Source organism: Streptomyces durmitorensis, assembly GCF_023498005.1.
GTDB lineage: Bacteria > Actinomycetota > Actinomycetes > Streptomycetales > Streptomycetaceae > Streptomyces > Streptomyces durmitorensis.
Map to the genome: position 1 here is coordinate 3,022,376 of NZ_CP097289.1, position 24,940 is coordinate 3,047,315.

Below are 24,940 nucleotides of genomic sequence, written 5' to 3' on the forward strand. Positions count from 1 at the left end.
CGGATGGCGGTCGCGCCTGACGCCCGCGATGCGCCGTGCCACAAAGGACCGAGAGGCGCTGGCACCTGGCTTTTCAGGGCCTGGTGTCGGGGCGTGCGAAGTCGACCCGGTGACCCGGATCGCCACAAGAAGTGTACGGGACCCGCGAGGCAGCGGGTGACGCCGCTGTCCACAACCAGCTGGTCATCCACAGATCCACGCCATGATCCCCGCGGACGGGCCCGGCGCGGGACGGTTCTGGCATGTCTCACATGCGACGAGAGCTGAGCCTGGCGCTGTTGACCGTGGTGCTGATCACTGCGGTGATCCTGCCCGCGGGCGCTGCGGGTGGACCGGCGCCGAGGGCGGGTGGAGCGCCGGTGCCGGGGGCGGGTGGCGTGCCCGGCGGAGAGCCGGTGCCGGGGGCGGGTGGCGTGCCCGGCGGAGAGTCCGTGCCGAGGGTGGGCGGTGCGCCCGGCGGCGAGCCCGTGCCGAAGGTGGGCGGTGCGTGGCCCGTGGGGGTGCGGCCCCCTGTCGTACGGGGCTGGGAGCCCCCTGCGACGGAGTACGGCCGGGGGCACCGGGGCGTGGATCTCACGGCGCCGCCGGGTGCCGTGGTCCGGGCTGCGGCTCCGGGCAAGGTCTCTTTCGCGGGCCGGGTGGCCGGCCGGGGAGTGATCGCGGTGGAGCTGGCGGGCACGGGGGATCCACCGCTGCGCACGACGTACGAGCCGGTGCGGGCCACGGTCAAGAAGGGCGCCGAGGTGGCGGCGGGCGAGGCCCTTGGGGTGCTGGAACTCCCCACGGCCCACTGCCCGGGCAGCTGCCTGCACTGGGGCCTGCTGCGGGCCGACGCATACCTGGACCCCCTGTCACTGATGCCACCGTGGCTCCTGCGGCGCGGGGCGTCCCGCCTGCTGCCGGTGAAGGGCGTGCCGGTACCGGAGGCCGAGGTGCCGGAGGCCGAGGTACCGGAGGCCGAGGTGCCGGAGGCCGAGGTGCCGGAGGTCCGCGTTCCGATGCCGGGGGTCGACGTGCCGATGCCCGAGGTAGATGTGCCGATGCCGGAGGTCCGCGACCCGATGCCGGAGGTCCGCGAGCGAGGCCTCAGCCCCGCACGCCCCGCAGCGCCATGGCGACGGCCGCTTCGGTGATGGCGGACGGATCCTCGGCGGCGCCCAGCTCGATCCGCCGCACAGCCGCGTCCACGACACCCTGCAGGAGCATCGCCGCGAGCCGGGGCTCTGCATGCCCCAGGTCGCGCAGCGCCTCGCCGATCATGGCGACGAGCCCACCGTGCGCGGCACGGATCTTCTCCCGCGCCCCCGCGTCCAGCTCGGCGGCGGAGATCGCGACGACGGCGCGGTGCCGCCGGTCCCCCACCAGATCGAGCTGCCGCCTGACGTACGCCTCGACCTTGCCCTCGGCGGAGTCCGCACCCTCCATCGCCGCCGAGACCTCCGCGGCCCAGACGGGGAAGTCAACCTCGCAGAGCTCTTCCACGACCGCGGCACGCGACCGGAAGTACTCGTACACGGATGACCGCGCGAGCCCCGTGCGCTCGGCGAGAGCGGGGAAGGTCAATGCCTCCGTACCGCCCTCGGACAGCAGGGACCGCGCGGCGTCCAGGAGGGCGCCCCGCTGCATCGACCGGTGCTCGGCCACAGAGGCCGCTCGAATCCTTGGCACGCCCTCCACTCTACGGACGTGACCGCGGGGACGGGAGTCGATCCACCTCGAAGAACCCCACACCCCCACCGCACGGCACAGGCCGGGGGCAGGGACGATTCAGCGCGCTCAGCGGCCGAAACTCGCCAGCTTCGCCCGCAGCTGGAGCACCGATTTCGTGTGGATCTGGCTCACCCGGCTCTCCGTCACCCCGAGCACATTGCCGATCTCGGCGAGCGTGAGACCTTCGTAGTAGTAGAGCGTGACGACGGTCTTCTCCCGCTCCGGCAACGTGTTGATCGCGCGCGCGAGCAGCCGCCGCAGCTCGCGGTCCTCGGCGACCTCCACGGGGTTGTCGGCCGCGGTGTCCTCGAGCGTGTCCATCAGGCTCAGCCGATTGCCGCCCTCGCCGCCGGCGTGCAGGAGCTCCTCCAGAGCCACTACGTTCGCCAGCGACAACTGGCTGAAAACAGCGTGCAGTTCCTCCAGCGCGATCCCCATCTCGTGGGCGACCTCGCTCTCCGACGGCGTGCGCCGCAACTGCGCCTCGAGCGTGGCGTAGGCCCGCTCGACGTTGCGCGCCTTCTGCCGCACGGACCGGGGAATCCAGTCGAGCGCACGGAGTTCGTCGATCATCGCGCCACGGATGCGGGTGATCGCGTACGTCTCGAACTTGATGGACCGTTCGATGTCGAACTTCTCGATCGCGTCGATCAGACCGAACACCCCGGACGAGACGAAGTCCGCCTGCTCGACATTGGGCGGCAGCCCCACGCTGACCCGTCCCGCGACGTACTTCACCAGCGGCGAGTAGTGCAGGATCAACTGCTCGCGCAGCCGCCCGTCCCCCGTCTCCTTGTACGACCGCCACAGCTCGTCCAGCGACGAGGGCGCGGGGGGCCGCTCCTGCTCGCCGCTACGGGCGGCGGGGGGAGCTGCCGCCCGATCGGACCCTGAGGTGTGCTGGGGCATTCGTTGCCTTGAGCCGTTCTGCCGTGAACTGGTGAGGTCGCGCGAGCCGATGGATTCGCCCGCGCCCGCGAGGTGGTGGGATTGCGTGAAGTGAATGAGGTTGTCCGTCTGCCGTCTGCTTGCCTGTGGTTGCCTGTCCGCGTCGGAATCCTTGTGAGCGTAGCGTGACTGGAGTGTCGCAGTGTGCGAACAGTAGGGGATCCCGCGTACGCAGATACGTTCCGCTGGGCGCCCCACCGAGTTCCCCTCGTCGCCTTCTGTGACGACTCCGGAGGGCCAACTACGTGTCTTTGCAAGGCCGTCGGGGGTTCATCCAGACGGCCGAACACACTCGGTCACGAACCCCCTCCCTTCGGGAAGACCGACACAATCGCCTGGCGTGTCAACTGCCAGCCGTCGCCGTGTCGTTCGACGAACCCCAGTGAGCGCAACTCGTACAGCCGACCGATCGCTTCGTCCGCCACCGTGCCCGCGCCGAGTGCGACCTCCCGAACCGACGCGCTCCCCCGGGCGGGCAGCGCCGCCAGGACACGCGCCGCGTCCGGGGCGAGCAGATCGCGCGGCACGACGGGACCGCGCCGCTCCGGGGCCAGCTCGCCCATGTCGCCGACCAGCTCGACGACTTCCGCCGCGTCGGTGACCAGAACGCCGTCACCCCGCAGCAGCTCATGCACCCCCGCCGAGAGGCCGCTGGTGGCGGGGCCCGGCACCCCCATCGTGAACCGGCCGAGCTCCTGCGCACTGCGCGCCGTGGCGAGCGCCCCGCTGCGGTAGGCCGCCTCGACGACGACGCTGCCCCGGGTGAGGGCGGCGATCACGCGGTTCCGGAGGATGAATCTGCTGGGCGTGGGGTGGTCGCCGGGCGGCAACTCCCCCACCACCAGGCCTTGTTCCGCGATTCTCTTGATCAACTCGGCGTGTCCTCGCGGATAGGCCCGGTCGACCCCGCACGCGAGCACCGCGACCGTGGCCCCACCGGCCCCCAGAGCTCCCCGGTGGGCGGCCCCGTCCACCCCATAGGCACCACCCGACACGACCACCCAGCCCCGCTCGGCGAGCCCCGCGCCGAGGTCGGCCGCCATGTGCGCCCCGTACTCCGTGCAGGCCCGTGCGCCGACCACGGCCACCGACCGCAGCGCCCATATCCGCAGGCTGGGCCGCCCCCGCACCCACAGCCCCACCGGCCGCGCGTCCCCCAGGTCGTCCAGCTGGACGGGCCACTCCGCCTCCCCCGGGCACACGAACCGCACCCCCGCGTCCCGTGCCACCGCCAGGTCCCGCTCGGGCCGCGCCTTGCCTGCCCGCGCCCGCAGCCCTTCCCAACGCGCCGGCGTCACCCCGTCAAGGCGCTCCTCCCCCTCGGTCAGCCGCCGCACCACTTCGACGGCCCCGGTCTCCCGCAACCATCGCCCTCCCACCTCGTCCCCCGGTTCGAGAATCCGGGTCAGGGCGACCCTCGCCAGCCGCTCCTCCTTCGGGCCGGGGCCCGAGGCCGAGGCCGCTCCCGAAGCCGATCCCGATGCCGAGGTCATGTCAGCGCCCCGATCGCCATCGGCACGCCCCGCGACACCCCCGTACGCAACTGCAGCGCCAGGGCCACGTCCTGCGCGGCAGGCCGGTCGCGTCCCGCGAGGTCCGCGACGGTCCAGGCGACCCGCAGGACTCGGTCGAGCCCCCGGGCGGTCAGGAAGCCACGCTCCAGGTCCAGTTCGGCCGCGTCCAGGGCGCCCGGCTCGGCGGGCCACCGGGTGCGCAGGGCGTGCCCCGGCACTTCACTGTTCGTCCGCCATCCGGTGCCGGTCAGCCTGGCCGCCGCTCGCTCCCTGGCGGCGCGCACCCGGTCGGCGACGGTCTGCGTGGAGTCGCCCCGCGTGCCGTACCCGGCCAGCTCGGACCGTGTGACGGGCTCCACCTCGACCTTGAGGTCGACCCTGTCGAGCAGCGGGCCCGAGAGCCGGGCCTGATAGCGGCGGACGGTGGACGCCGGGCATTCGCAGCCGTCGCCAAGGAGGGTGTGCCGACCGCAGGGACAGGGGTTGGCCGCGAGCACCATCAGGAACTTCGCGGGCAGCCGCACCACTCCCGCACTGCGGGCGATCACCACATGTCCCGATTCCAGGGGCTGGCGCAAGGAGTCCAGGGTCTGGCTGCTGAATTCCGGCGCCTCGTCGAGAAAAAGCACCCCACGGTGCGCCAGCGAGACCGCCCCCGGCCGCGCGATTCCCTTGCCGCCACCCACAAGCGACTGCATGGTCGCGGAGTGGTGCGGCGCGCAGTACGGCGCGGTGTCCACCAGGGGCTTGCCCGGCGGCAGCATGCCCGCCACGGAGTGGACGGCGGTCACCTCCAGGGACTCCTCCCGACTCAGCCGGGGCAGGATCGCCGGCAGCCGCTCCGCGAGCATCGTCTTCCCGGCGCCCGGCGGGCCCTGCAGAAAGAGGTGGTGTCCGCCCGTCGCCGCCACCTCCACGGCGGTGCGGGCCGACGCCTGTCCGACGACATCGGCGAGGTCCAGCGCGAGGGCGTCGTCCAGACCGCCGCTGAGCCCCGTGCCCACACCGGTTCCGGGCACACAGAGCCCGGCGAGCATCGGATCGGGCCGGCCGGGCTCGTCCGGCTCCTCCTCCGGCACCGGCTCATCGGTCAGCACGGCGATCAGCTGGCGCAGGCTGCGCACCCCGAGCACCGAGACCCCCGGCACCAGCGCGGCCTCGGCCGCCGTGCACTCCGGGACGACGACCTGCTCATAGCCCGCGTCCGCCGCCGCGAGGACCGCGGGCAGCACTCCCCTGACCGGCCGCACCCGCCCGTCGAGACCCAGCTCACCGATCATCACGATGTCGGTGAGGGTCCGCGGATCGATCCGCTCCGCCGCACCGAGCACAGCGCAGGCCACCGCGAGATCGAAGCCGCTGCCGCCCTTGGGCACCGAAGCCGGGCTGAGGCCGACCGTGAGTTTCTTCTGGGGCCATTCCCCGCCCGAGTTGACCACCGCGGCCCTGACCCGGTCCTTGCTCTCCGTCAGGCTCTTGTCCGGGAGCCCGACCAGCGTGAACGCCGCGACGCCGGGCTCCAGATCGGCCTGCACCTCGACGACCACGCCTTCGACGCCCACCAGCGCCACGGAACACGTACGCGCGAATCCCATCTCAGGCCACCCCCCGCGCGTGCTCCACGACAGGGGCGCCGCGGCGTGGGATCAGCACGCCGACGAGGTCGATCCGCACCCCGCCCGGCGGTGGGCCGCCGCGTTCCTCGATCCAGCGCTCGGCGAGGCGCCTCAGCCGCTCCGCCTTGGTCCGGCCCACGGCCGCCATCGGATGCTGATACATCCCCGAGCCGACCAGACCTGCTCTGCGCGTCTTGACCTCGCAGACGACCAGCGCTTCGCCGTCCATGGCCACGATGTCGATCTCACCGGTTCTGCCACCGCGCCAGTTGCGCTCCAGAACCGTCATTCCGGCTTCTCCGAGCCGCCGCGCGGCCAGATCTTCGCCGTACCGCCCGAGTGCCCCCCGTGCGTTCATGTCGGCACCACCTCCGACATCCACACTGGGACTCAGCCCCGAGCGTTGTGGATCTTGGTGGACGACTCACGCGTTGTGGATAACTCGCCCACCCGACCCGGTGAAGCCGATGCACCACACAAAGCCGGTGCACCAAACAAACCCGGTGCACCAGGCGAACCCGGTGGACTCAGCCTCCCGGCAGCTCGAGATCGCTCTTGTTGAGCTCCTCGATATTCACGTCCTTGAACGTCAGGACGCGTACCTGCTTCACGAACCGTGCGGGCCTGTACATGTCCCACACCCAGGCGTCCGCCATGGACACCTCGAAGAAAACCTCACCCTGGACCGAGTGCACCTGCATCTCGTAGTCATTCGTGAGGTAAAAGCGCCGTTCGGTCTCGATCACATATTTGAACAGACCGACGACATCGCGGTACTCCCGGTAGAGCTTCAGCTCCATCTCGGTCTCGTACTTCTCGAGGTCCTCGGCGCTCATGGCATGTTCCCCTTCAGCCGTGCGTCCCCCTATTGTGCGTCAGCCCCTGGAGCCTCTACACGATTTCCGTGTCGAGGGTCTCGGGCCGGCTCGGAGGACCCTCGTCGAGCAGCCTGCGAAGCAGCTCGGCGAGCCTGGTCGGATACACCGTCTCATGTGCCTCGGTCAGTTCCTGGCACGTCCACCAACGCGCTCCGGCGACACTCCGCTGTTCCAGCTCCGTCAGCCCTGTGGCCTGCGTGGACGTCTGTGACGTACGCGCCAGGAAGTACCGCTCGTCCTGGTCCCAGCGCCGTCCGGCGAAGGGGAAGGAGCAGATCCGCTGCCACAGGGCGGGGCCGAGCTCGACCTCGGTGATGCCCGTCTCTTCCATCAGTTCACGCAGTGCGGCCTGTTCATGCGTCTCGTCGCCCTCCAGACCGCCGCCCGGTGTGAACCACCAGTCGTCCGCCGTGTCCTCCGGCTCATGGCCGTGGAGCAGCAGAATCCGGTCCTGCGGGTCGAGCAGCACGACCCGCGCGACCCTGCGCAGCGGCTGTGCCTCAGCCGACACGGGCGGTCGCCCCCGACCGGTCACGGCTCTGCGGGCGCTCACGCCTGCGGCCGAGCCGCTTGGCCACCGGACCGTAGGCGGCGCCGCCCAGGACGAGGACCGCACCGGCCACCACCGCCCACACCACGAGCCGTACGGGCCCCGGATCGGAGATGCCGCCCGGCATGTCCGCGAAGCCCTCGGGGCGCTCCAGCGTCCCGAACTTGTCCAGCGGCCAGGCCACCGCGTCGACCCGCCCCTCCACCGCACTGCGCGGCACGGAGCCGTGGTTGGAGTCGCCCAGGTGAACGCTGGAGTCCAGGGAGCCGCTGCGCTCGTCACCGAGCAGGAAGAGGTTGCCCTTGGGGACCGTGGTGGCCGGGATTCCGGTGGCCGCGGCGCCCTTGCCCTCGGGAAGATACGGTTCTGCGACCTGCTTGCCGTTGACCATCAGCTTGCCGTCCGTGCAGCAGGAGATCCGGTCCCCGCCGACGCCGACCACGCGCTTGACCATCGGCAGATCGCCCCAGCTCGCCTGCCGGAAGACGACGACGTCGCCCCGGCGCACCTCGCTGCCGTCCATCCGCTCGGCCAGGACCCGGTCGCCCGCGCCGATCGTCGGCGTCATCGAGCCGGTGGGCACGGTGTACGGCTGGTACAGGATGGCGCCCCAGACGAAGCCTCCCAGGAAGAGCACACAGCCGAGGGCCACGGCAAGTCCCGACAGCACGCTGCCGAGCCGTCCGTGGCCCTCGTCCGTACGTTGTGTCCTGCTCATCCCAGTGCTCCCCCATATCGGAGACGACCCCGCGCCCCTACGAACAGGAGCGCGGAAGATCGGTGATCTGGGACGGCACCCTACCCGGCGGTACCTCCGCCAGAAACCCTCGTGTCCTGCGCAGCGGCGACCGTGAGCCGACGCCTGCGCCAGAGCACGAGCGGAACCGCACCCGCGAGCCCGAGGGCCGCCGGTGCCGCGCTCATCGCGGCGTTGATGCCCTGCTGGTCGAAGGTGTCCGGCTTGGGCAGCGTCGCCCAGCGGGTGGGCGGCCAGGCGATCACGATGGCGCGGCCCACGACGTTGTCCACGGGGACGGCGCCGCCGCCGGGCTGGTTCTGGTGGTAGCGGGAGTCCAGCGAGTTCTGCCGGTGGTCACCCATGACCCAGATCTTGCCCGCGGGGACGGTGACCTTGAACTGGCCGCCCTGGTCGTCGACGCTGCACGGGGTGTTGCCCTCGAAGACGTACGGCTCGTTCAGCGCCTTGCCGTTGACCTTCACCGGACCGGTGCCCTTGCACTCCACCGTGTCGCCACCGACCGCGATGACGCGCTTGATGAGGTCCTTCTCGTCGGCGGACGGCATCAGGCCGACCCAGCCGAGGACCCGCTGAATCGCGTTCGGGTCGGGCGTCGGCTCACCGTCCAGCCAGTGGCCGGGGTCCCTGAAGACGACGACCTCGCCGCGCTCCGGCTCCGAGCCGAACCACGGGGTCAGCTTGTCGACCAGGACGCGGTCGCCCTTCTGGAGCGTGTTCTGCATCGAGTCCGAGGGAATCGAGAACGCCTGCACCAGGAAGGTCTTGATCACCAGTGCCAGGATCAGCGCGATGCCGACGAGGAGCGGCAGCTCCTTCCAGAAGGAGCGGGGCTTCTTCGGCCCCTTGGCCTGCTTCCCGTCCCGGTCACCGGTTGCGGGACCGGCGCCCGCGGTGTCACTCCCGGGGTTCACGCCGTCCGCCGCGGCCCCGTCCTCCGGCTCGTCCGATCGCCCTGGCTGCTCTTCGGGCCCACCGTGTCCGGACCGTGCGCCGACCGCCACATCCCCCACATCCACTCCTCAGTCCGTGCCGCTGCCCGCTCCTGATGCGATGCAGGCCCACCACTCCCATAACGAGCGGGAGTTCCGCAGGGGTCGGGAGTCCGGTCAATCCGTATCGATCGCCGGGTGCCACCCTATGCGACGGCCCGAGGGCAGTGGCCGACCCCGCACCCGCGTCGGGCACGGACGCGTACGTTTCGGGCTCCTCCAGCTTGCGCCAGTGGTCGAAGGGCCAGGCGATGACGAGCGCGCGCCCCACGACGCTGTCCTCGCTGACGGTGCCGCTGAACTTCTCGGTGCGGTGGAAGCGGGAGTCGGCCGAGTCGGAGCGGTGGTCTCCCATGACGAAGAGGCGCCCTTCGGGGACCTTCACCTCGAACTCGAAGGACGAGGGCTCATCACCCGGATTGATGTACGGCTCGGTGAGCGGGACTCCGTTGACCATGAGCTTCTTGTTCTTGTCACAGCACTTCACGGTGTCGCCGCCGACGCCGACCACGCGCTTGATCAGGTCGCGTTCGTTGTCGGAGGGCAGCAGCCCGATGAAGGACAGGCCTTCCTTGACCTGCTTGACGCCTACGGGGTCGTCCTTCTTCTTGGTCTGTTCGTCCTCGAGCCAGTTGCCGGGGTCCTCGAAGACGACGACGTCGCCGCGCTCGGGCTTGGCACCGAACCACGGGGTGAGCTTGTCGACGAGGACACGGTCGCCGATCTTGATCGTCTGCTCCATCGAGCCCGAGGGGATCACGAAGGCCTGCACCAGGAAGGTCTTCAGGACCAGGGCTATCAGGAGCGCGACGCCTATGAGCAGCGGTATCTCCTTGATCGCCGAGCGCCGCCTGCGCCGCTTGACCTTCCGCGCGAGCTTGCGCCGCTCGGCCCTTCCGGGCAGTACGGGACCAGTGGTGGGCCGGGATCCGGTGGGCAGCCTGGTGTCGGACCGGTGGCTGGCGGCTCGCGTCCGCCCGCGGTTACCCATGCGCGCCGCCTGGTGCCGGCACGCGCGCGTAGCTGTCGGGGCGGTCCAGGGACGTCCAGTGCCCGACGGGCCAGGCGATCCAGTCGGCCCTGCCGATCACGGAGTCGACGGGGATCATGCCGCCGCCGGGCTGGCCCAAGTGGTCGCGGGAGTCACGGGAGTCGCTGCGGTGGTCGCCGAGGAGGAACAGGCTGCCTTCCGGTACGACGACGTCGAAGGGCACCTTGGAGGGGGCATCCCCCGGGTACAGGTACGGCTCGTCGACCGGCTCGCCGTTCACCTTGATCCTCCCCCGCTCGTCGCAGCAGACCACGCGGTCTCCCCCCACCCCTGCGACCCGCTTGATGTAGTCGGCATCCCCGAAGTAGCCGCTGCCGTCGAAGACGACCGCGTCACCTCGCTGCGGCTCGGAACCGAAACGGTACGCCAACTTGTTGACGAGTACCCGGTCTCCGACCCGGAACGCGGGCTCCATGGAGCCGCTGGGGATCTGGAACGGCTGCATCACGAAGGTGCTCACGAGCAGCAAGGACACCATGCAGATCAGCAGTGTCAGGGTGATCCGGCCGCCGGGCACCCAGGAGACGAACGACATAAAAGAGGAGCGCGACCGGTCCTCCGCCCCCGCGGACTCCCCGTCGCTCTCGGCGCTCGGGGAATCGGTGGGTGGGGAGGAGCGGTCGCGCTCCGTGTGCTGTGCTTCGGTGTCCATCGGGGCCAGATGCTATCCGGCTCCGTTGTGGACCCGTGCGCGAGCTCAGTTGTCGCGCTTCTCCTTGATCTTCGCGGCCTTGCCGCGCAGCTCACGGAGGTAGTACAGCTTCGCGCGACGCACGGCGCCGCGGCTGACGAGCTCGATCTTCTCGACGATCGGGGTGTGCACCGGGAAGGTGCGCTCCACGCCGACGGAGAAGGAGACCTTGCGGACCGTGAAGGTCTCGCGCACGCCGGCACCCTGGCGACGGATGACTACGCCCTTGAACTGCTGCACACGGGAGCGGTTGCCCTCGATGACGCGCACGTGGACGTTGACGGTGTCACCCGGGCGGAAGGCCGGGATGTCGGTGCGCAGCGAAGCGCTGTCGACGGAGTCGAGCAGGTTAGCCATGATCGTCTGCTTTCTTCACTGATGCCACAGGTCATCAGCGGTAAGTTCGTGATGAGGATTCGATAGCTGTTCACATCGGGCGGGCGTCTGTCCCCCTGTGGCAGGGGCGCACGCTGGACGTACAGCAGCGACCTATTGTTCCACGGCCTCGGGGTCTCGCCCAAATCGGCCGTCGGGGCCCGGCCGCCACCCCAGGATCGAGAGCATCTCGCGGTCCTTCTTGTCGAAGGCGGCGGGGTCGCAACGCTCGATCAGATCAGGCCTGTTGCGGACCGTGCGCCGCAGCGCCTCGTCCCTGCGCCAGCGCGCGATCTTGCCGTGGTGGCCGCTGACCAGCACGTCCGGGATGCCGTGGCCACGCCACTCGGGAGGCTTCGTGTAGACGGGGCCTTCGAGGAGATTGGCCATGGCGCCGGGGGCGAAGGAGTCGTCGCGGTGGGACTCGGCGTTGCCGAGGACCCCGGGCAGGAGCCGGGCCACGGCCTCGGTGACGACCAGGACGGCCGCCTCGCCGCCCGCGAGGACGTAGTCGCCGATCGACACTTCGTAGACGGGCATCCGGGTCGCGTACTCGTCCATGACGCGGCGGTCGATGCCTTCGTAGCGCGCGGGCGTGAAGACCAGCCAGGGCCGCTCGGAGAGCTCGACGGCGAGCTCCTGGGTGAAGGGGCGTCCGCTGGGCGTGGGGACGACCAGGACGGGCCCGTGGGCCCCGGCCTCGTACCCCTCGGCGAGCACGTCGTCGAGCGCCGCGCCCCAGGGGTCGGTCTTCATGACCATGCCGGGGCCGCCGCCGTACGGGGTGTCGTCGACCGTGTTGTGCCGGTCGTACGTCCATTCCCTGAGGTCGTGCACGTTCACGTCGAGCTGTCCACGCGCGCGTGCCTTGCCGACGAGGGAGACGTTCAGGGGTTCCAGGTACTCGGGGAAGATCGTGACGACGTCGAGACGCATCAGGCTTCGTCTCCAGAAAGCGCCTCGTCATCCCTTGCGGAAACGATCTCCGCGCGGTCGTCGATCAGGCCGGGCGGCGGGTCGATGATCGCCCGCTGCTCCTCCAGGTCGATCTCGGTGACGATCGCCTCCACGAAGGGGATCATCACCTCGCTGCCGTCGGGCCGCTCCACGATGAACAGGTCCTGCGAGGGCAGGTGCGAGATCTCGGTGATCCGGCCGACCTCGATGCCGTCCTTGGTGACGATGTCGAGGTCCATCAGCTGGTGGTCGTAGTACTCGTCCTCGTCCTCCGGGAGCTCCTCCGGATCGACCTCCGCGATCAGCAGCGTGTTGCGCAGCGCTTCGGCGCCCGTGCGGTCGCGCACGCCCTCGAAGCGCAGCAGCAGGCGGCCGCTGTGCACCCGGCCGGTCTCGATGGTCAGCGGCCCCGTGGAGGCGGGGTCGGTGGCGAGGACGGCGCCGGGCCCGAGCCGCAGCTCCGGCTCGTCGGTGCGCACCTCGACGGTGACCTCACCCTTGATGCCATGGGCGCGGCCGATCCGCGCGACTACCAGCTGCACTGCTTTCTCTCCTGTCGTGTGCCTACGGAAGGGTCACCGTTGACGACGGCAGACGCCTGGAAACGACTACGGGCCGGGGAAGGCCCAGAAGCCCTCCCCGGCCCGTGCCGGTGCTACCTGTGGTTCAGTGAACCTGGTCCACGTCGACGAGGTCGACGCGGACACCACGGCCGCCGATGGCGCCCACGACGGTCCGCAGAGCGCGCGCGGTACGGCCGTTGCGGCCGATCACCTTGCCGAGGTCATCCGGGTGGACCCGGACCTCGAGCACACGCCCCCGGCGCAGGTTGCGCGAGGCGACCTGCACGTCGTCGGGGTTGTCGACAATGCCCTTCACGAGGTGCTCGAGAGCCTCCTCGAGCATGCTCAGGCCTCGGTCGACTCGGTGGACTCGGCCTTGGCCTCGTCCGCCTTCTTGTCAGCCTTCTTGGCCTTCTGGGTGATGGCCTCACCCTTGACGTCGTCGCCCTCGAGGCCCTTGGTGAAGGCCTCGAACGCGGCGCGCTTGTCCTTGGGCTCCGCGACGAGCAGCGGCGCCGGGGCCGGAAGGCCCTTGTGCGCCTGCCAGTCACCGGTGAGCTTCAGGATCGCCATGACCGGCTCGGTCGGCTGAGCGCCGACGGAGAGCCAGTACTGCGCGCGCTCCGAGTTGACCTCGATGCGCGAGGGGTTCTGCACCGGGTGGTACAGACCGATCTCCTCGATGGCCCGACCATCACGGCGGGTACGGGAGTCGGCGACGACGATGCGGTAGTGAGGCGCGCGGATCTTTCCCAGACGCTTCAGCTTGATCTTGACTGCCACTGGAGTGGTGTCTCCTGGTCTTGACGTGGTTGGGCACAACGAGATGCCACGTGGGGTTGCGGTACTCGGGGTGCCCGATGGACGCGTCAGCCGGAGGCGAGAGGGTTCCTATGCGGCTGTCGAGTACAGCTAGCCATTGTGCCATACGTCGGCGGGGCGCCCGAAACGGGTCCGGGTGCCCCGACCGGCACAGCTCTCCAGCTCAGCCCCGTCAGCCCGCGACGGCGCCGACGACTTCCGGAATACGGAAGGGCTTGCCGCAGCCGCCGCAGACGATGGGCGCCTGGGCGAGCACCGACGGGACCACGCGGACGTTGCGCCCGCAGTCGCAGACCGCCTTGACGCGGACGCCGCCCCCGGAGGAGCCGTGCCGGGCGGCCGGGCCCCGGAAGCTGCGTGCCGTGTCGGCGGCGGTCGCCGCGGTGTGTGCCTTGAGTGCGCGCTGGAGCCGCTCGATCGTCGGGCGGTAGCGCTTCCTCGCCTCGGGGTTGAGCGTGACCAGCGAGAAGCCGCTGCTGGGATGCGGCTCCTCGGGATGGTCAAGGCCCAGCTCCTCGGCGATCGCGAGGAATCTGCGGTTGTGATAGCGGCCCGCGCGTGAGGTGTCGCGTACGCCGCGTGACGCGGCGATGCCATGGACTGCCTCATGGAGCAGTCGCTCGAAGGAGAGCTCGGCGCCGCAGGCGGACGACGACTCTCCGATCAGGGATTCGGGCGCGGCAAGATCGGGCAGCTCGGGGTGGTGCCGCTGAATATCGGCCCACGCCTGCGCCAGCTCTGCGGCGAGAACAGGTGGTGTCGTGCTCACGTCGTAACAACGAGCCGGAATGCCCAGGGGTTCCATTCCGGGGCATCCCAAATAATTTGCACGTACCCGTCAGTTGCCATTGATGCGTCAAGACGAGGGCGGGTGCGCTGATCTGCCCAGAAGCCTCGCAGGTCATGGCAAGCCGGTACGTAGTAGCGCGTACGCCCCGGCGCGTAGAAGAAGTCCGCACGCCGGGGCTTGTGTTGCCTGGGCAGGCGTACGAGCCGGGAACGGGCGCGCTGGTACCGGAGGCACACCCGTCAGTAGGCGCGGGCCACCACAGCGACGTTACCGGGGGTCTCATCGGCGTCGGGCACCGCCCCGTCCTCCGCGACCAGACACCGTACGGACACGGAGTGCTCGGCCAGCTTCGCCTCGCCCTCCGGGCCGAGCGTGGCCCAGGGGATGCGCGCCCAGCCGCCCGCGGCTGTGGCCTCCACCGCCTGGTCGACGGTGCTGACGTCCGAGGTGCGCGACTCCCTGCGCTCGCGGGCCTGGTCCAGGAGCAGCTTCTGGTCCTCTTCGAGGACGGTGGGCAGCAGCGCCGCGAGAGAGTCGATCGCGACCGGCTCCTTGCCTCCCCTGATGCGGCGGGCCAGCATCGCGGTGCCGTTCTCCAGGTCGCGCGGGCCGACCTCGACGCGGACCGGCACTCCCTTGAGCTCCCAGTCGACGGCGCGGCGCCCGAAGGGGGTGTCCGTGCGGTCGTCGACCTGGACGCGCACGCCCGCGGCCTTCAGGCGCTCGCCGATCTCGCGGACCTTGGCGAGCACCGCGTCGTCGCCCTTGATGGCCAGGACGACGGCCTGGACCGGAGCGAGGCGCGGCGGGACCCGCAGGCCGCTGTCGTCCCCGTGCATCATCACCAGGGCGCCGATCATCCGCGTCGTACTGCCCCAGGAGGTCTGCCAGACGAGCTCCTGCTTGCCCTCCTTGGAGAGGTACTGCGTGTGGAAGGCCCTGGCGAAGTTCTGGCCGAGCTCGTGGCTCGTGCCGAGCTGGAGGGCCTTGCCGTCGCCCATCATGCCTTCGAGGGTGAGGGTGTTGATGGCGCCCGCGAAGCGCTCCTGGGCGGTCTTGCGGCCCAGGACGAAGTCCATCGCGAGGACGTCCCGCATGAAGGCTCCGTAGACGTCCCGGTGGATGCGGGCGGCGAAATCGCGTGCTTCCTCGTACGTCGCGTGGGCCGTGTGGCCCTCCTGCCAGAGGAACTCCGACGTCCGCAGGAAGAGCCGGGGCCGCAGCTCCCAACGGACCACGTTCGCCCACTGGTTGATCAGGAGCGGCAGGTCGCGGTAGCTCTGCACCCACTTGGAGAAGTACTCGTTGACGATCGTCTCGGAGGTGGGGCGGATGACGACCGGCTCTTCGAGCTCCTTGCCGCCGCCGTGCGTGACGACCGCCAGTTCGGGGGCGAAGCCTTCGACGTGCTCGGCCTCCCGGGTCAGATACGACTGGGGGATGAGGAGAGGGAAGTACGCGTTCTGGGTACCCGTCTCCTTGATGCGGGCGTCCATGTCCTGCTGCATCCGTTCCCACAGGCCGTAGCCGTACGGTCGGATGACCATGGTGCCGCGCACCGGGCCGTTGTCGGCCAGCTCCGCCTTGTTGATCAGGTCTTGGTACCAGCGCGGGAAGTCTTCCGCCCGGGGCGTGAGAACGGGTGCCTTAGCCATGGCGCGCATGGTACGGCGGACCTCCGGAGAGCGTGAATTGAATTCCTCCAGGGGGCGCACGACGGTGGCACGCAAGCATTGCCCCACAACCTCTGGACGCCGCGACGGATGCGGAGTTCTCTGGCATACGGGGGGAGTGCGAGCGCACTGCACGGGGGCGGACGAAACGTTTGAATACGACACTCCAGCAACTCTCGGCGGATTGGGGCGCTTTCGATGACACCTACACTCGCGCAGCCGCACCTCCCCCACGCGGGCACGACTCCCCGCGGTGTGGACCGGTGCGCACGCGCGCGTGACTGGGCGGAGATCCAGGAACGGATGCTGGTTCCGCTCTATGAAGCGGTGTACGAACGACTCGACGTAGGCAGCGGAACACGGCTTCTCGGTCTGGGCTGCGGTTCCGGACTCGCCCTCCTGATGGCGGCGTCACGGGGCGCGTCGGTCACCGGCGTCGACCCCTCGGCACCCGAACGGCTCGCCCTGGCGCGCGAACGCCTCTCACCCGAGGCGAGCCCGGAGGGACGGCCCCACGGCGACACCCGGCTCGTGGAGGGCGGCCCCGAGGACGTGTCGGGGCCGGACGTGCCCGCCTTCACCATGGTGACCGCGTTCCAGCCGATCGGCTGCACGGCGGGTGACTCCGAAGGCCTCTCCGGCCTCCTGGAGGCCACCGTCCCGCTGACCGGGAGCGGCACCCCCGTGGTCCTTGCCGGATGGGGTCCTCCGGAGCGCTGCACGACCTCTTCTGTACTGAGGGTGGCGACCAAGCTCGCCGATCCGCTGCGCAGTACGGGAAGTTGGCGCCCCGCGCTCCGCGACGACCTGGAGGAGGTCGCCCAGCGGGCGGGCCTCAAGCCGGACGGCTCGGGACGCGTCGCATGCCCCTTCGGGTACGCGGACACGGACAGCGCGGTCCGCGGTCTGCTCTCGACGGGGCTGTTCGACGCTGCGGTGGGCGCGACGGATCAGGTGCAGGTCGACAAGGAGCTGACGGAGGCCCTGCATCCGCACAAGCGGCGGGACGGGACCGTGTGGATGCCCAACGTCTTCCGGTACTTGATCGCGCGCACGCGGTAGCGGGCCGGCCTCAGCCCAGAGCTGTCTGAAGCCGGTCGAGCAGCACCCTGGCCGCCGGGCTCGTGGGCCCGTCCGTGCGCCAGGTCAGGGCGATCCTGCCCCGCGGCCTCGGATCCGTGATCTCCAGCGTCCGCAGCCCGTACGCGGCCGCCGTGCGGGGTTCGAGCGCCGGCAGGACGGCCACGCCCAGGCCGCGGACGACGAGTTGCACCAGGACCTGCGGGGCGGCCGCCTCGAAGGCGATGCGGGGCCGGATGCCGGCCTGCGCGCAGGCGCGGTCGAGCACGCCGCGCACGCCGGTGCCGCGCGGCAGACTGATCAGCGGGCGGTCGCGCAGCGCGGCCAGCGGAACGGTCGTACGCCCCTCGGGCGCGAGGAGTGCGTCGCCCGGGAGCACGACGGCCACCAGGGGTTCGTCGATCACCATCCGCAGGGAGATGCCCGGCGGGGGCTCCTCGTCGGTGAGGCCGAGGAGGCGATGTCGAGTTCGCCGGCGCGCACCGCGGCCAGCATCCGGTCCGAGCTGTCCTCGGTGAGGGCGATCTCGACGTCGGGGTGGTCGTCGTGGAAGTCGGCCAGGACGGAGACCACGTCGAACTCATGGGTGGCCGCGCCGGAGACCAGACCGAGCGCGATCTGGCCGCGGAGCAGTCCGGTGAACTCCTCCGCGGTGTGCCGCACTCCCTCGACGGCGGCGAGCGCGGCCCGCGCCAGCGGCAGGACGGCCTCGCCCACCTCCGTCAGCGTCACCGACCGCCCCGAGCGGTCCAGGAGCCGCTGCCCGAGCTCCTTCTCCAACTGCCGGACCTGGGCGCTCACTCCCGGCTGGGCCAGGTGCAGGCGTTCGGCGGCGCGGGTGAAGTTGGCCTCCTCCGCGACGGCGACGAAGTACTGGAGCTGGCGGAGTTCCATAACTGGGCATGCTAGCTGCCAGAACATCCAGCTCTTGGACTTATGGCGAGGCGCTCTCCACCCTGGAGGAGTGGACATCAGAACCGCTGTCGCCGCCGAACGCCGTGACCTCGCCGACCTGCTCGACGCCTTGTCGCCCGCCCAGTGGGAGGCGCCCACCCTCTGCGCGGGGTGGCGGGTCCGGGACGTGGCGGCCCACATGTCGCTGGGTTTTCGCTCCTCGCTCCCGAAGACGCTGGCCGAACTCGTCAAGGCGCGCGGGAGCCTGAACCGGATGACCGACCGCTGCGCCCGCAGGGACGCCGCCGCCCACTCGACCGAGCAGCTCGCCGCGTTCCTCAGGGACAACGCGGACCATCCCTGGCAGCCGCCCCTGACCGGGATCGAGGGAGCGCTGGGCCACGACGTGGTGCACGGCCTGGACATCTCGGTCGCCCTAGGGGTCGGACGCAGGGTTCCCCTGGACCGTGTAGGCGTCCTTCTTAAGAAGGTCACGCCCAGGAGCACGAGGTTCTTCGGGGCGGACGTCGGCGGCGTCGAGCTGCGCGCCGACGACCTCGACTGGAGCTACGGCACCGGCACTCCCCTGACCGGCTCCGCACAGGACCTCCTCCTTGTCCTGTACGGCAGGAAGCTCCCCCCGGGCCGCCTCCGGGGGAAGCCGCAGAGCCGCTTCGCCGCCGAAGCGGTCTAGTCGAGCGGTCTAATCGAGGGGCCCGGTCGAGCGGTCCGGTCGAGCGGTCTAGTCGGCGTCCTTGGTGAGCCGCGTGATGCCGGCGACGCGGTAGGCCGCCTCCTCCTCAAGCGTCTCGTTCTCCAGGAGCGCGGCGGCCAGGGCGTCCAGCTGGTCCCGGTGGTCCCTCAACTGGCGGCACGCGCTCTCGTAGCACTCGTCGACGATCCGTCGCATCTCGTGGTCGATGGTGTCGAGAGTGACCGGGGCGGCCGAAAGGCCGTAGGCCTGCTGGGCGTCGCTCGGCAGCGCGGACAGGCGGCCCACGCGCTCGCTCATGCCCCAGCGGCCGACCATGCCGCGGGCGATGTTGGTGACCTGTTCGAGGTCGCTCTCGGCGCCCGTGGTGATGGCGTCGAAGACGACGTGTTCGGCCGCCATGCCACCCAGGGCCCCGACGATACGGCCGCGCAGATACTCCTCCGTGTACGCGTACTTGTCGGAGTCCGGCGTGGACAGCGTGACGCCGAGGGCGCGCCCACGGGGCACGATGGTGATCTTCCTGACCGGGTCGGCGCCGGGCTGCAGCATGCCGAGCAGGGCGTGCCCGCTCTCGTGGTACGCCGTGCGCCGCCGCTCCTCGTCGGGCATGACCAGCGGCCGCTCGGCGCCGAGCTGGACCTTCTCCAGGGCCTCGGAGAGGTCGGACTGCGTGACTTCCTTCTGCTTGCGTTTGACGGCCAGCAGGGCGGCTTCGTTGGCGAGGTTGGCGAGTTCGGCGCCGGTCATCCCCGGTGTCGTACGAGCGACTTGGGCGAGGTCGGCGTCATCGGCCATCGGGATCTCACGGGTGTGGATCTTGAGGATGGCCTCGCGTCCGCCGCGGTCGGGCGGGCTGACGGTGACGACCCGGTCGAAGCGTCCGGGGCGGGTCAGGGCCGGGTCGAGGATGTCGGCGCGGTTGGTGGCCGCGAGGACGATGACGCCCTCGGAGCCCGAGAAACCATCCATCTCGGTGAGAATCTGGTTCAGCGTCTGCTCGCGCTCGTCGTGCCCGCCCATCCCGCTGCCGCCGCCGCGCGCCCGGCCGATGGTGTCGATCTCGTCGATGAAGATGATCGACGGCGCGACTTTCCTTGCCTCGGCGAAGAGTTCACGTACGCGCGAGGCGCCGACGCCCACGATCATCTCGATGAACTCGGAGGCGGACGCCGAGAAGAAGGGCACCCCCGCCTCACCGGCGACGGCCCGCGCGAGCAGCGTCTTGCCGGTGCCGGGCAGGCCCGCGAGCAGCACGCCTCGCGGCATCTTGGCGCCCATCTCGCGGTAGGCGGCGGGGTTCTTCAGGAAGTCGACGACATCGCTGAGCTCGCCCTCGACCTCGTCGATGCCCGCCACGTCCTCGAAGGTGGTGCGCTTGTCACCGGGTTCGAGCTCCACCGGCTTCGGCGGTGTCTTGCGGCCCAGCATGCCGCCGGCGCCGCCGCCCATGCCCGAGCTCATCCGCCGGGCGATGAAGATCCACAGAACGACGAGGAGCAGCATCGGGGCGAGCGAGATGAGCAGGTTGGAGAGGAAGCTGCGTTCCTGCACGACGGGCTCGGCGGTGACGGTGACGTCGTGCTTGGTGAGGTCGTCCCAGAGCTTGTCGTCGGCGAAGGCGGGCCGCTGGGTGGTGAACTTGGTGTACTTCCCCTTCTCGTCCCCCGGCTTCTCCTGCTCCTTCTTGAGCTGGCCCTGGATCGCGTCGCCCTTGGCGTAGATCTTCGTGACGTTGCCGGAGTCGACCTGCTTGCTGAACTCCGTGTACGAGATCGTCGGCTCGTCGCCCTCGTTGAAGAAGGAGAGCACGAGGTTGGCGATGAGATAGACGATGAGCGCGGTGAGGATGAGCCCGCCCCACCCGCCCGGCATCTTCTTCTTGGGCGGCGGCTTGGGCTCGGGCGGGGGCGCGCCCTCGGAGCGCCATGGCTGGTCGGGCGCCTGGCGCGGCGGCACAGGGTTGCTCATATGAGGACGTTACGACACAAACAGGGGCTGGGCACCTGCGCCGAAAACGCCTGGGGCGCCCCTCTCGGCAGAGGGGCGCCCCAGGCGGCGTACGAGAGGTGAGGCGTCAGCCCATGAACTTCTTGAACTCGTCCGGCAGCTCGAAGTTCTGCCCCTGCTGTCCGGCGGGAAGGCCGAAGGCGCCGCCTTCCTGACCGGCCTGCTCGCGGCGGGCGGCGGCCTCCTGCTCCTCCTGCTTGCGCTTCATCGGGTTGCCCGACTTCCGCTTGCCCTTGGCCTGCTTCTGCTTCTTCTTCTTCTGCTTGCCGGCGCCGCCACCCATGCCCGGCATCCCGGGCATACCCGGCATTCCGCCACCCTGGGCCATCCGCGACATCATCTTGCGGGCCTCGAAGAAGCGCTCGACCAGGTTCTTGACGGCGCTGACCTCGACGCCGGAGCCCTTGGCGATACGGGCGCGGCGCGAGCCGTTGATGATCGCCGCGTCCGCGCGCTCGGCGGGCGTCATCGACTTGATGATGGCGGCGGTGCGGTCGACGTCCCGCTCGTCCAGGTTGTTGATCTGGTCCTTGATCTGCCCCATGCCGGGCATCATCCCGAGCAGCTTGCTGATGCTGCCCATCTTCCTGACCTGCTCCATCTGGGCCAGGAAGTCGTCGAGCGTGAAGTCCTTGCCGCCCTTGCTGCTCTGCAGCTTGGCGGCCATCTTCTCGGCCTCTTGCTGGGAGAAGGTCTGCTCGGCCTTCTCGATCAGCGTGAGCATGTCGCCCATGCCGAGGATGCGGGACGCCATGCGGTCCGGGTGGAACGCGTCGAAGTCGTCCAGCTTCTCGCCGTTCGAGGCGAACATGATCTGGCGACCGGTGACCTGCGCGATGGAGAGCGCGGCACCACCACGGGCGTCACCGTCGAGCTTCGAGAGCACCACGCCGTCGAAGCCGACGCCGTCGCGGAAGGACTCCGCCGTGTTGACGGCGTCCTGACCGATCATGGCGTCGACGACGAAGAGGACCTCGTCCGGGCTGACGGCGTCGCGGATGTCCGCGGCCTGCTGCATCAGCTCCTGGTCGATGCCGAGACGGCCGGCGGTGTCGACGATGACGACGTCGTACTGCTTGGTCTTGGCGAACTCGATCGAGTCCTTGGCCACCTGGACCGGGTCGCCCACGCCGTTGCCCGGCTGCGGGGCGTAGACGCCGACGCCGGCGCGCTCGGCGACGACGGACAGCTGGTTCACGGCGTTGGGCCGCTGGAGGTCGCAGGCCACCAGGAGCGGGGAGTGGCCCTGCCCCTTCAGCCAGAGGCCGAGCTTTCCGGCGAGGGTCGTCTTACCGGCACCCTGCAGACCGGCGAGCATGATGACGGTCGGCGGGTTCTTGGCGAACCGCAGGCGCCGGGTCTCGCCGCCGAGGATGCCTACGAGCTCCTCGTTGACGATCTTGATGACCTGCTGGGCGGGGTTCAGGGCCTGGGAGACCTCGACCCCGGCGGCGCGCTCCTTGACCTGCTTGATGAAGGCCCGGACGACGGGGAGGGCGACGTCCGCCTCGAGCAGGGCGATGCGGATCTCGCGCGCCGTGGCGTCGATGTCCGCCTCGGACAGGCGGCCCTTGCCCCGGAGGTTCTTGAATGTCGCTGCGAGGCGGTCGGAGAGAGTGTCGAACACGGCGGTCGCGAATCCTCGGGTCGAAGGGCGCCCCCTGCTCGAACAGAGCCGAGAACCAGGGGGAGGGCGGATAGGTCGCCCTCCAGGGTATCTGTCCCACTCGGCGCGTGGGAGCGCAGCATCTGGGCCGGGTTTTCCTGCCCCGGAGCGGGGTGGCCCCCTGCCCCGGAGCGGGGTGGTCCCCTACCCGTTGCGGGGGCGGCCCCCTACCCCCGCAACCCCTCCTCCACCGCCCGAGCCACCCCCACCGCCCGCTCCCCCGAGAGCGGCGACGGCGTACCCGCCCCGGCACCCGACTCCGTCACATAGAACGCGTCCACCGCATTCGCCCCCAGCGTCGACACATGCGCACTGCGCACCACCACCCCCGCCGACTCCAGAGCCCGCCCGATCCTGTGCAGCAGGCCCGGGGCGTCCTGCGCCCGCACCTCGATCACCGTGGCCAGGCGCGAGCCCGCCGACGCCACCGTCACGCGCGGCGGCGGTGCCACCGTCCCCCTGCGTCGCGGGTACGCCGCGTCCCGTTCCGCCAGCCGCGCCGCGATGTCCAGCGACCCGTCTAGGGCCCGCACCAGATCCGACCGCAGCCGCGCGGCCTGCGGCAGGGAGCCGTACTCCGCGGCGACCCGCCAGTTCAGGAGCAGTACCGAGTCCTCGAGGCCGGACGGCAGCCCGACCCCCCGCAGCTCCGCCGTCCGCACCGCAAGGCGATGCATCGCGAGCACCCCCGCGACGGCGGACAGCACACCAGGCTGGTCCGGCACCGCGATGATCAGTTCAACCCCCAGTGGCTCGGGATTCCCGGCAGCGTCTTCGGCCCCCTCCGTCTGCGCCCGCAACGCCAGCACGGGCCCACCCGTACGGAACGCCTCCACCGCGAGCCGCTCCTGCTCGGCGGTCGGAGCGACGTCCTCGGCCGCCTCCGGCTCCTCCCCCGACAGCACCGCCCCCACCCGCTTCACCAGATCGGCGACCAGCGAACCCCGCCAGGCGGACCACGCCGCAGGACCGGTGGCCAGCGCGTCCGCCTCCGTCAGCGCGTGCAGCAGTTCCAGCGTGCCCGCCGACCCCACCGCGTCCGCGACCGCCCGTACCGTGGCCGGGTCGTCGAGGTCCCGCCGCGTGGCCGTCTCGATCAGCAGCAAGTGGTGCCGCACCAGCGTCGCCAGAACCGCCACGTCGCCCCGGTCGAATCCGATCCGCGCGGCGACGTCCCGCGCGATGATCTCGCCGGCCACGGAGTGGTCCCCCGGCCACCCCTTCCCGATGTCGTGCAGCAGCCCGGCGACCAGCAACAGGTCGGGCCGCCCCACACGCCGGGTCAGCTCCGAGGCCTGCACCGCGGTCTCCACCAGATGCCGGTCCACCGTCCACGTGTGCACGGCGTTGCGCTGCGGCCTGCACCGCACCCGCTCCCAGTCGGGCAGCAGCCGGGTGATGAGCCCCTCGGCCTCCAGCGCCTCCCACACCTCGACCGTCGGCCGCCCCGCCCCAAGGAGCGTCACCAACTGCTCCCGGGCCTCCGCGGGCCACGGAGTCGGCAGCGGCCGCACGGCCGCCGCCATCCTGCGCACCGCGTGCAGCGAGAGCGGCAGCCCGGCCTGGGCGGCGGCGGCAGCCGCCCGAAGCGGCAGCACGGGATCACGCTCGGGCCTGGCCGCCCGCGCGAGGACCACCTCCCCGTCCTGCTCCACCACGCCCTCGGCCAGCGGCGACCGCTCGGCAGCGGCCCCCTTGCCGCCCCCCAGCATCGCCCGCAGCCGAGGCCGCACGGACCGGGACCGCAGCACCCTGCCCACCTCGCGCCACGTCACGTCACTCGCGTACGACACCGTGCGCGCCGCCTCGTACACCTGCCGCAGCAGCGTGTCGGCGTCCAGCAGACCCAATTCCGCGGCGACTTGATCCTGCTCCTGCAGCGCGAGCCGGTCCGTGGCCCTGCCCGTCGTCAGATGCAGCGCGTCCCGCACGTCAAGGAGTCGCCGCCGGGCGTCGGAGAGCCCCTCCCGGGGCGCGTCGGCCAGCCACGAAGCAGCGACGGCCCGCAAGGCGGTCGCATCCCGAAGCCCGCCCCGGGCCTCCTTCAGGTCCGGCTCCAGGAGATAGCTCAACTCCCCCTGCCGCTCGGCCCGTTCCTCGCACAGCTCCCGCAGCTCCGGCAGCCGCTTCGGCGCGAGGTTGCGCCAGTCGGCGAGCACCGCCGTACGCAGCCCGGCGGTCAGACCGAGGTCGCCCACGACGTGCCGCGCGTCAAGCAGCCCCAGCTGCACCTTGAGGTCCTCGCCCGCGGTCTTGCGCGCCTCCGCCGGGGTCCGCACGGAGTGGTCGAGCGCGAGCCCGAGGTCCCAGATGGGGTACCAGATGCGGTCCGCGAGGGCCGCCACCTCACCGGCGTCCGCACTGCCGTCGTGCAGCAGGAGCAGGTCGAGGTCGCTGCGCGGCGACAGCTCGCCCCTCCCATAGCCACCCACCGCGACCAGCGAGGCCCCACGCGGCGCGCCCGCGGCCGTGAAGAGCCCGGTCAGCCAGTCGTCCGTGAGGTCGGCGAGGGCCGAACGGCGCGGCGGCCCGGACTGCGCCTCCCCTTGAAGGAGGCGCAGCCGGGCCGCCGCATAGCCGCTGGGTCCGGAGTCTTCCGAGTCCGATTCAGTACGTACGTCCACACTCGTCACCCAGCAGCTCCTGTCAGTCCCGCTCAGTTCCGCTCAGCTCTGGCAGCTCGGTCCTTGC

The 24,940-nt window shown here is 70.7% G+C and carries 24 protein-coding genes and 1 pseudogene; 3 read left to right on the forward strand and 22 right to left on the reverse strand.

Annotated features, from left to right (window positions below):
• Positions 1-251 precede the first annotated feature (251 nt).
• Positions 252-1,133, forward strand: coding sequence for a M23 family metallopeptidase (locus tag M4V62_RS13325; RefSeq protein ID WP_344646389.1), 882 nt, complete (start codon positions 252-254; stop codon positions 1,131-1,133).
• Here M4V62_RS13325 and M4V62_RS13330 read toward each other — a convergent pair.
• The 18 genes from M4V62_RS13330 to proS form a co-directional block, all read right to left on the reverse strand.
• Positions 1,087-1,644: a TetR/AcrR family transcriptional regulator gene (locus M4V62_RS13330; RefSeq protein WP_249592809.1), complete on the reverse strand. Its 558-nt coding sequence runs from the start codon at positions 1,642-1,644 to the stop codon at positions 1,087-1,089. The genes M4V62_RS13325 and M4V62_RS13330 overlap by 47 nt on opposite strands.
• Positions 1,645-1,776: 132 nt before the next feature.
• On the reverse strand, positions 1,777-2,619 hold the full coding sequence (whiG, locus tag M4V62_RS13335) for an RNA polymerase sigma factor WhiG (protein WP_249587482.1): 843 nt from the start codon (positions 2,617-2,619) through the stop codon (positions 1,777-1,779).
• 335 nt (positions 2,620-2,954) lie between these two features.
• Positions 2,955-4,151, reverse strand: coding sequence for a DNA-processing protein DprA (gene dprA, locus M4V62_RS13340; RefSeq protein ID WP_249587483.1), 1,197 nt, complete (start codon positions 4,149-4,151; stop codon positions 2,955-2,957).
• On the reverse strand, positions 4,148-5,767 hold the full coding sequence (locus M4V62_RS13345; protein ID WP_249587484.1) for a YifB family Mg chelatase-like AAA ATPase: 1,620 nt from the start codon (positions 5,765-5,767) through the stop codon (positions 4,148-4,150). The genes dprA and M4V62_RS13345 overlap by 4 nt, the downstream gene beginning before the upstream one ends.
• A gap of 1 nt (position 5,768) precedes the next feature.
• Positions 5,769-6,146: a YraN family protein gene (locus tag M4V62_RS13350; protein WP_249587485.1), complete on the reverse strand. Its 378-nt coding sequence runs from the start codon at positions 6,144-6,146 to the stop codon at positions 5,769-5,771.
• 169 nt (positions 6,147-6,315) lie between these two features.
• The gene (locus tag M4V62_RS13355) at positions 6,316-6,624 is read right to left on the reverse strand and encodes a DUF2469 domain-containing protein (protein ID WP_003965949.1); all 309 of its coding nucleotides are present in this window, start codon (positions 6,622-6,624) and stop codon (positions 6,316-6,318) included.
• Positions 6,625-6,679: 55 nt separating this feature from the next.
• The gene (locus M4V62_RS13360) at positions 6,680-7,177 is read right to left on the reverse strand and encodes an NUDIX hydrolase (protein ID WP_249587486.1); all 498 of its coding nucleotides are present in this window, start codon (positions 7,175-7,177) and stop codon (positions 6,680-6,682) included.
• Positions 7,167-7,934 (reverse strand): signal peptidase I, encoded by a 768-nt coding sequence (gene lepB / locus M4V62_RS13365; RefSeq protein WP_249587487.1) that lies wholly within the window; start codon positions 7,932-7,934, stop codon positions 7,167-7,169. Before lepB (M4V62_RS13365) ends, M4V62_RS13360 begins: the two co-directional genes overlap by 11 nt.
• Before the next feature lie 80 nt (positions 7,935-8,014).
• Positions 8,015-8,986: a signal peptidase I gene (lepB, locus tag M4V62_RS13370; protein ID WP_249587488.1), complete on the reverse strand. Its 972-nt coding sequence runs from the start codon at positions 8,984-8,986 to the stop codon at positions 8,015-8,017.
• Complete coding sequence (gene lepB, locus M4V62_RS13375; RefSeq protein ID WP_249587489.1) at positions 8,871-9,956, reverse strand: signal peptidase I; 1,086 nt, start codon at positions 9,954-9,956, stop codon at positions 8,871-8,873. Before lepB (M4V62_RS13375) ends, lepB (M4V62_RS13370) begins: the two co-directional genes overlap by 116 nt.
• Complete coding sequence (gene lepB, locus M4V62_RS13380) at positions 9,949-10,668, reverse strand: signal peptidase I (protein WP_249587490.1); 720 nt, start codon at positions 10,666-10,668, stop codon at positions 9,949-9,951. The genes lepB (M4V62_RS13375) and lepB (M4V62_RS13380) overlap by 8 nt, the downstream gene beginning before the upstream one ends.
• A 45-nt stretch (positions 10,669-10,713) precedes the next feature.
• Complete coding sequence (gene rplS / locus M4V62_RS13385; RefSeq protein ID WP_160507458.1) at positions 10,714-11,064, reverse strand: 50S ribosomal protein L19; 351 nt, start codon at positions 11,062-11,064, stop codon at positions 10,714-10,716.
• Positions 11,065-11,196: 132 nt separating this feature from the next.
• Positions 11,197-12,018 (reverse strand): tRNA (guanosine(37)-N1)-methyltransferase TrmD, encoded by an 822-nt coding sequence (gene trmD, locus M4V62_RS13390; RefSeq protein ID WP_249587491.1) that lies wholly within the window; start codon positions 12,016-12,018, stop codon positions 11,197-11,199.
• The gene (rimM, locus tag M4V62_RS13395) at positions 12,018-12,581 is read right to left on the reverse strand and encodes a ribosome maturation factor RimM (protein ID WP_249587492.1); all 564 of its coding nucleotides are present in this window, start codon (positions 12,579-12,581) and stop codon (positions 12,018-12,020) included. The genes trmD and rimM overlap by 1 nt, the downstream gene beginning before the upstream one ends.
• A 124-nt stretch (positions 12,582-12,705) precedes the next feature.
• Entirely contained in the window at positions 12,706-12,945 is a 240-nt protein-coding gene (locus M4V62_RS13400; protein WP_030361979.1) for an RNA-binding protein, read from the reverse strand.
• A gap of 2 nt (positions 12,946-12,947) precedes the next feature.
• Entirely contained in the window at positions 12,948-13,385 is a 438-nt protein-coding gene (gene rpsP, locus M4V62_RS13405; protein ID WP_249587493.1) for a 30S ribosomal protein S16, read from the reverse strand.
• A gap of 211 nt (positions 13,386-13,596) precedes the next feature.
• Entirely contained in the window at positions 13,597-14,229 is a 633-nt protein-coding gene (locus M4V62_RS13410) for a hypothetical protein (RefSeq protein WP_249587494.1), read from the reverse strand.
• A 224-nt stretch (positions 14,230-14,453) separates the two neighbouring features.
• On the reverse strand, positions 14,454-15,869 hold the full coding sequence (gene proS / locus M4V62_RS13415) for a proline--tRNA ligase (protein WP_249587495.1): 1,416 nt from the start codon (positions 15,867-15,869) through the stop codon (positions 14,454-14,456).
• Between the two features lie 216 nt (positions 15,870-16,085).
• Between proS and M4V62_RS13420 the strand changes: the two genes are divergently transcribed.
• Positions 16,086-16,949 (forward strand): class I SAM-dependent methyltransferase, encoded by an 864-nt coding sequence (locus tag M4V62_RS13420; RefSeq protein ID WP_249587496.1) that lies wholly within the window; start codon positions 16,086-16,088, stop codon positions 16,947-16,949.
• 10 nt (positions 16,950-16,959) lie between these two features.
• Here the strand turns inward: M4V62_RS13420 and M4V62_RS43890 are convergent.
• Positions 16,960-17,861, reverse strand: a pseudogene (locus M4V62_RS43890) (LysR family transcriptional regulator).
• Positions 17,862-17,931: 70 nt separating this feature from the next.
• Between M4V62_RS43890 and M4V62_RS13430 the strand changes: the two are divergent.
• Complete coding sequence (locus M4V62_RS13430) at positions 17,932-18,555, forward strand: maleylpyruvate isomerase family mycothiol-dependent enzyme (protein ID WP_249587497.1); 624 nt, start codon at positions 17,932-17,934, stop codon at positions 18,553-18,555.
• Positions 18,556-18,603: 48 nt separating this feature from the next.
• Here M4V62_RS13430 and ftsH read toward each other — a convergent pair whose 3' ends face one another.
• The 3 genes from ftsH to M4V62_RS13445 form a co-directional block, all read right to left on the reverse strand.
• Entirely contained in the window at positions 18,604-20,544 is a 1,941-nt protein-coding gene (gene ftsH / locus M4V62_RS13435) for an ATP-dependent zinc metalloprotease FtsH (RefSeq protein WP_249587498.1), read from the reverse strand.
• 106 nt (positions 20,545-20,650) lie between these two features.
• Positions 20,651-22,210, reverse strand: a complete 1,560-nt coding sequence (ffh, locus tag M4V62_RS13440) for a signal recognition particle protein (protein WP_249587499.1) — start codon at positions 22,208-22,210, stop codon at positions 20,651-20,653.
• Between the two features lie 206 nt (positions 22,211-22,416).
• On the reverse strand, positions 22,417-24,882 hold the full coding sequence (locus tag M4V62_RS13445) for a [protein-PII] uridylyltransferase (RefSeq protein WP_249587500.1): 2,466 nt from the start codon (positions 24,880-24,882) through the stop codon (positions 22,417-22,419).
• Positions 24,883-24,940: the final 58 nt, after the last annotated feature.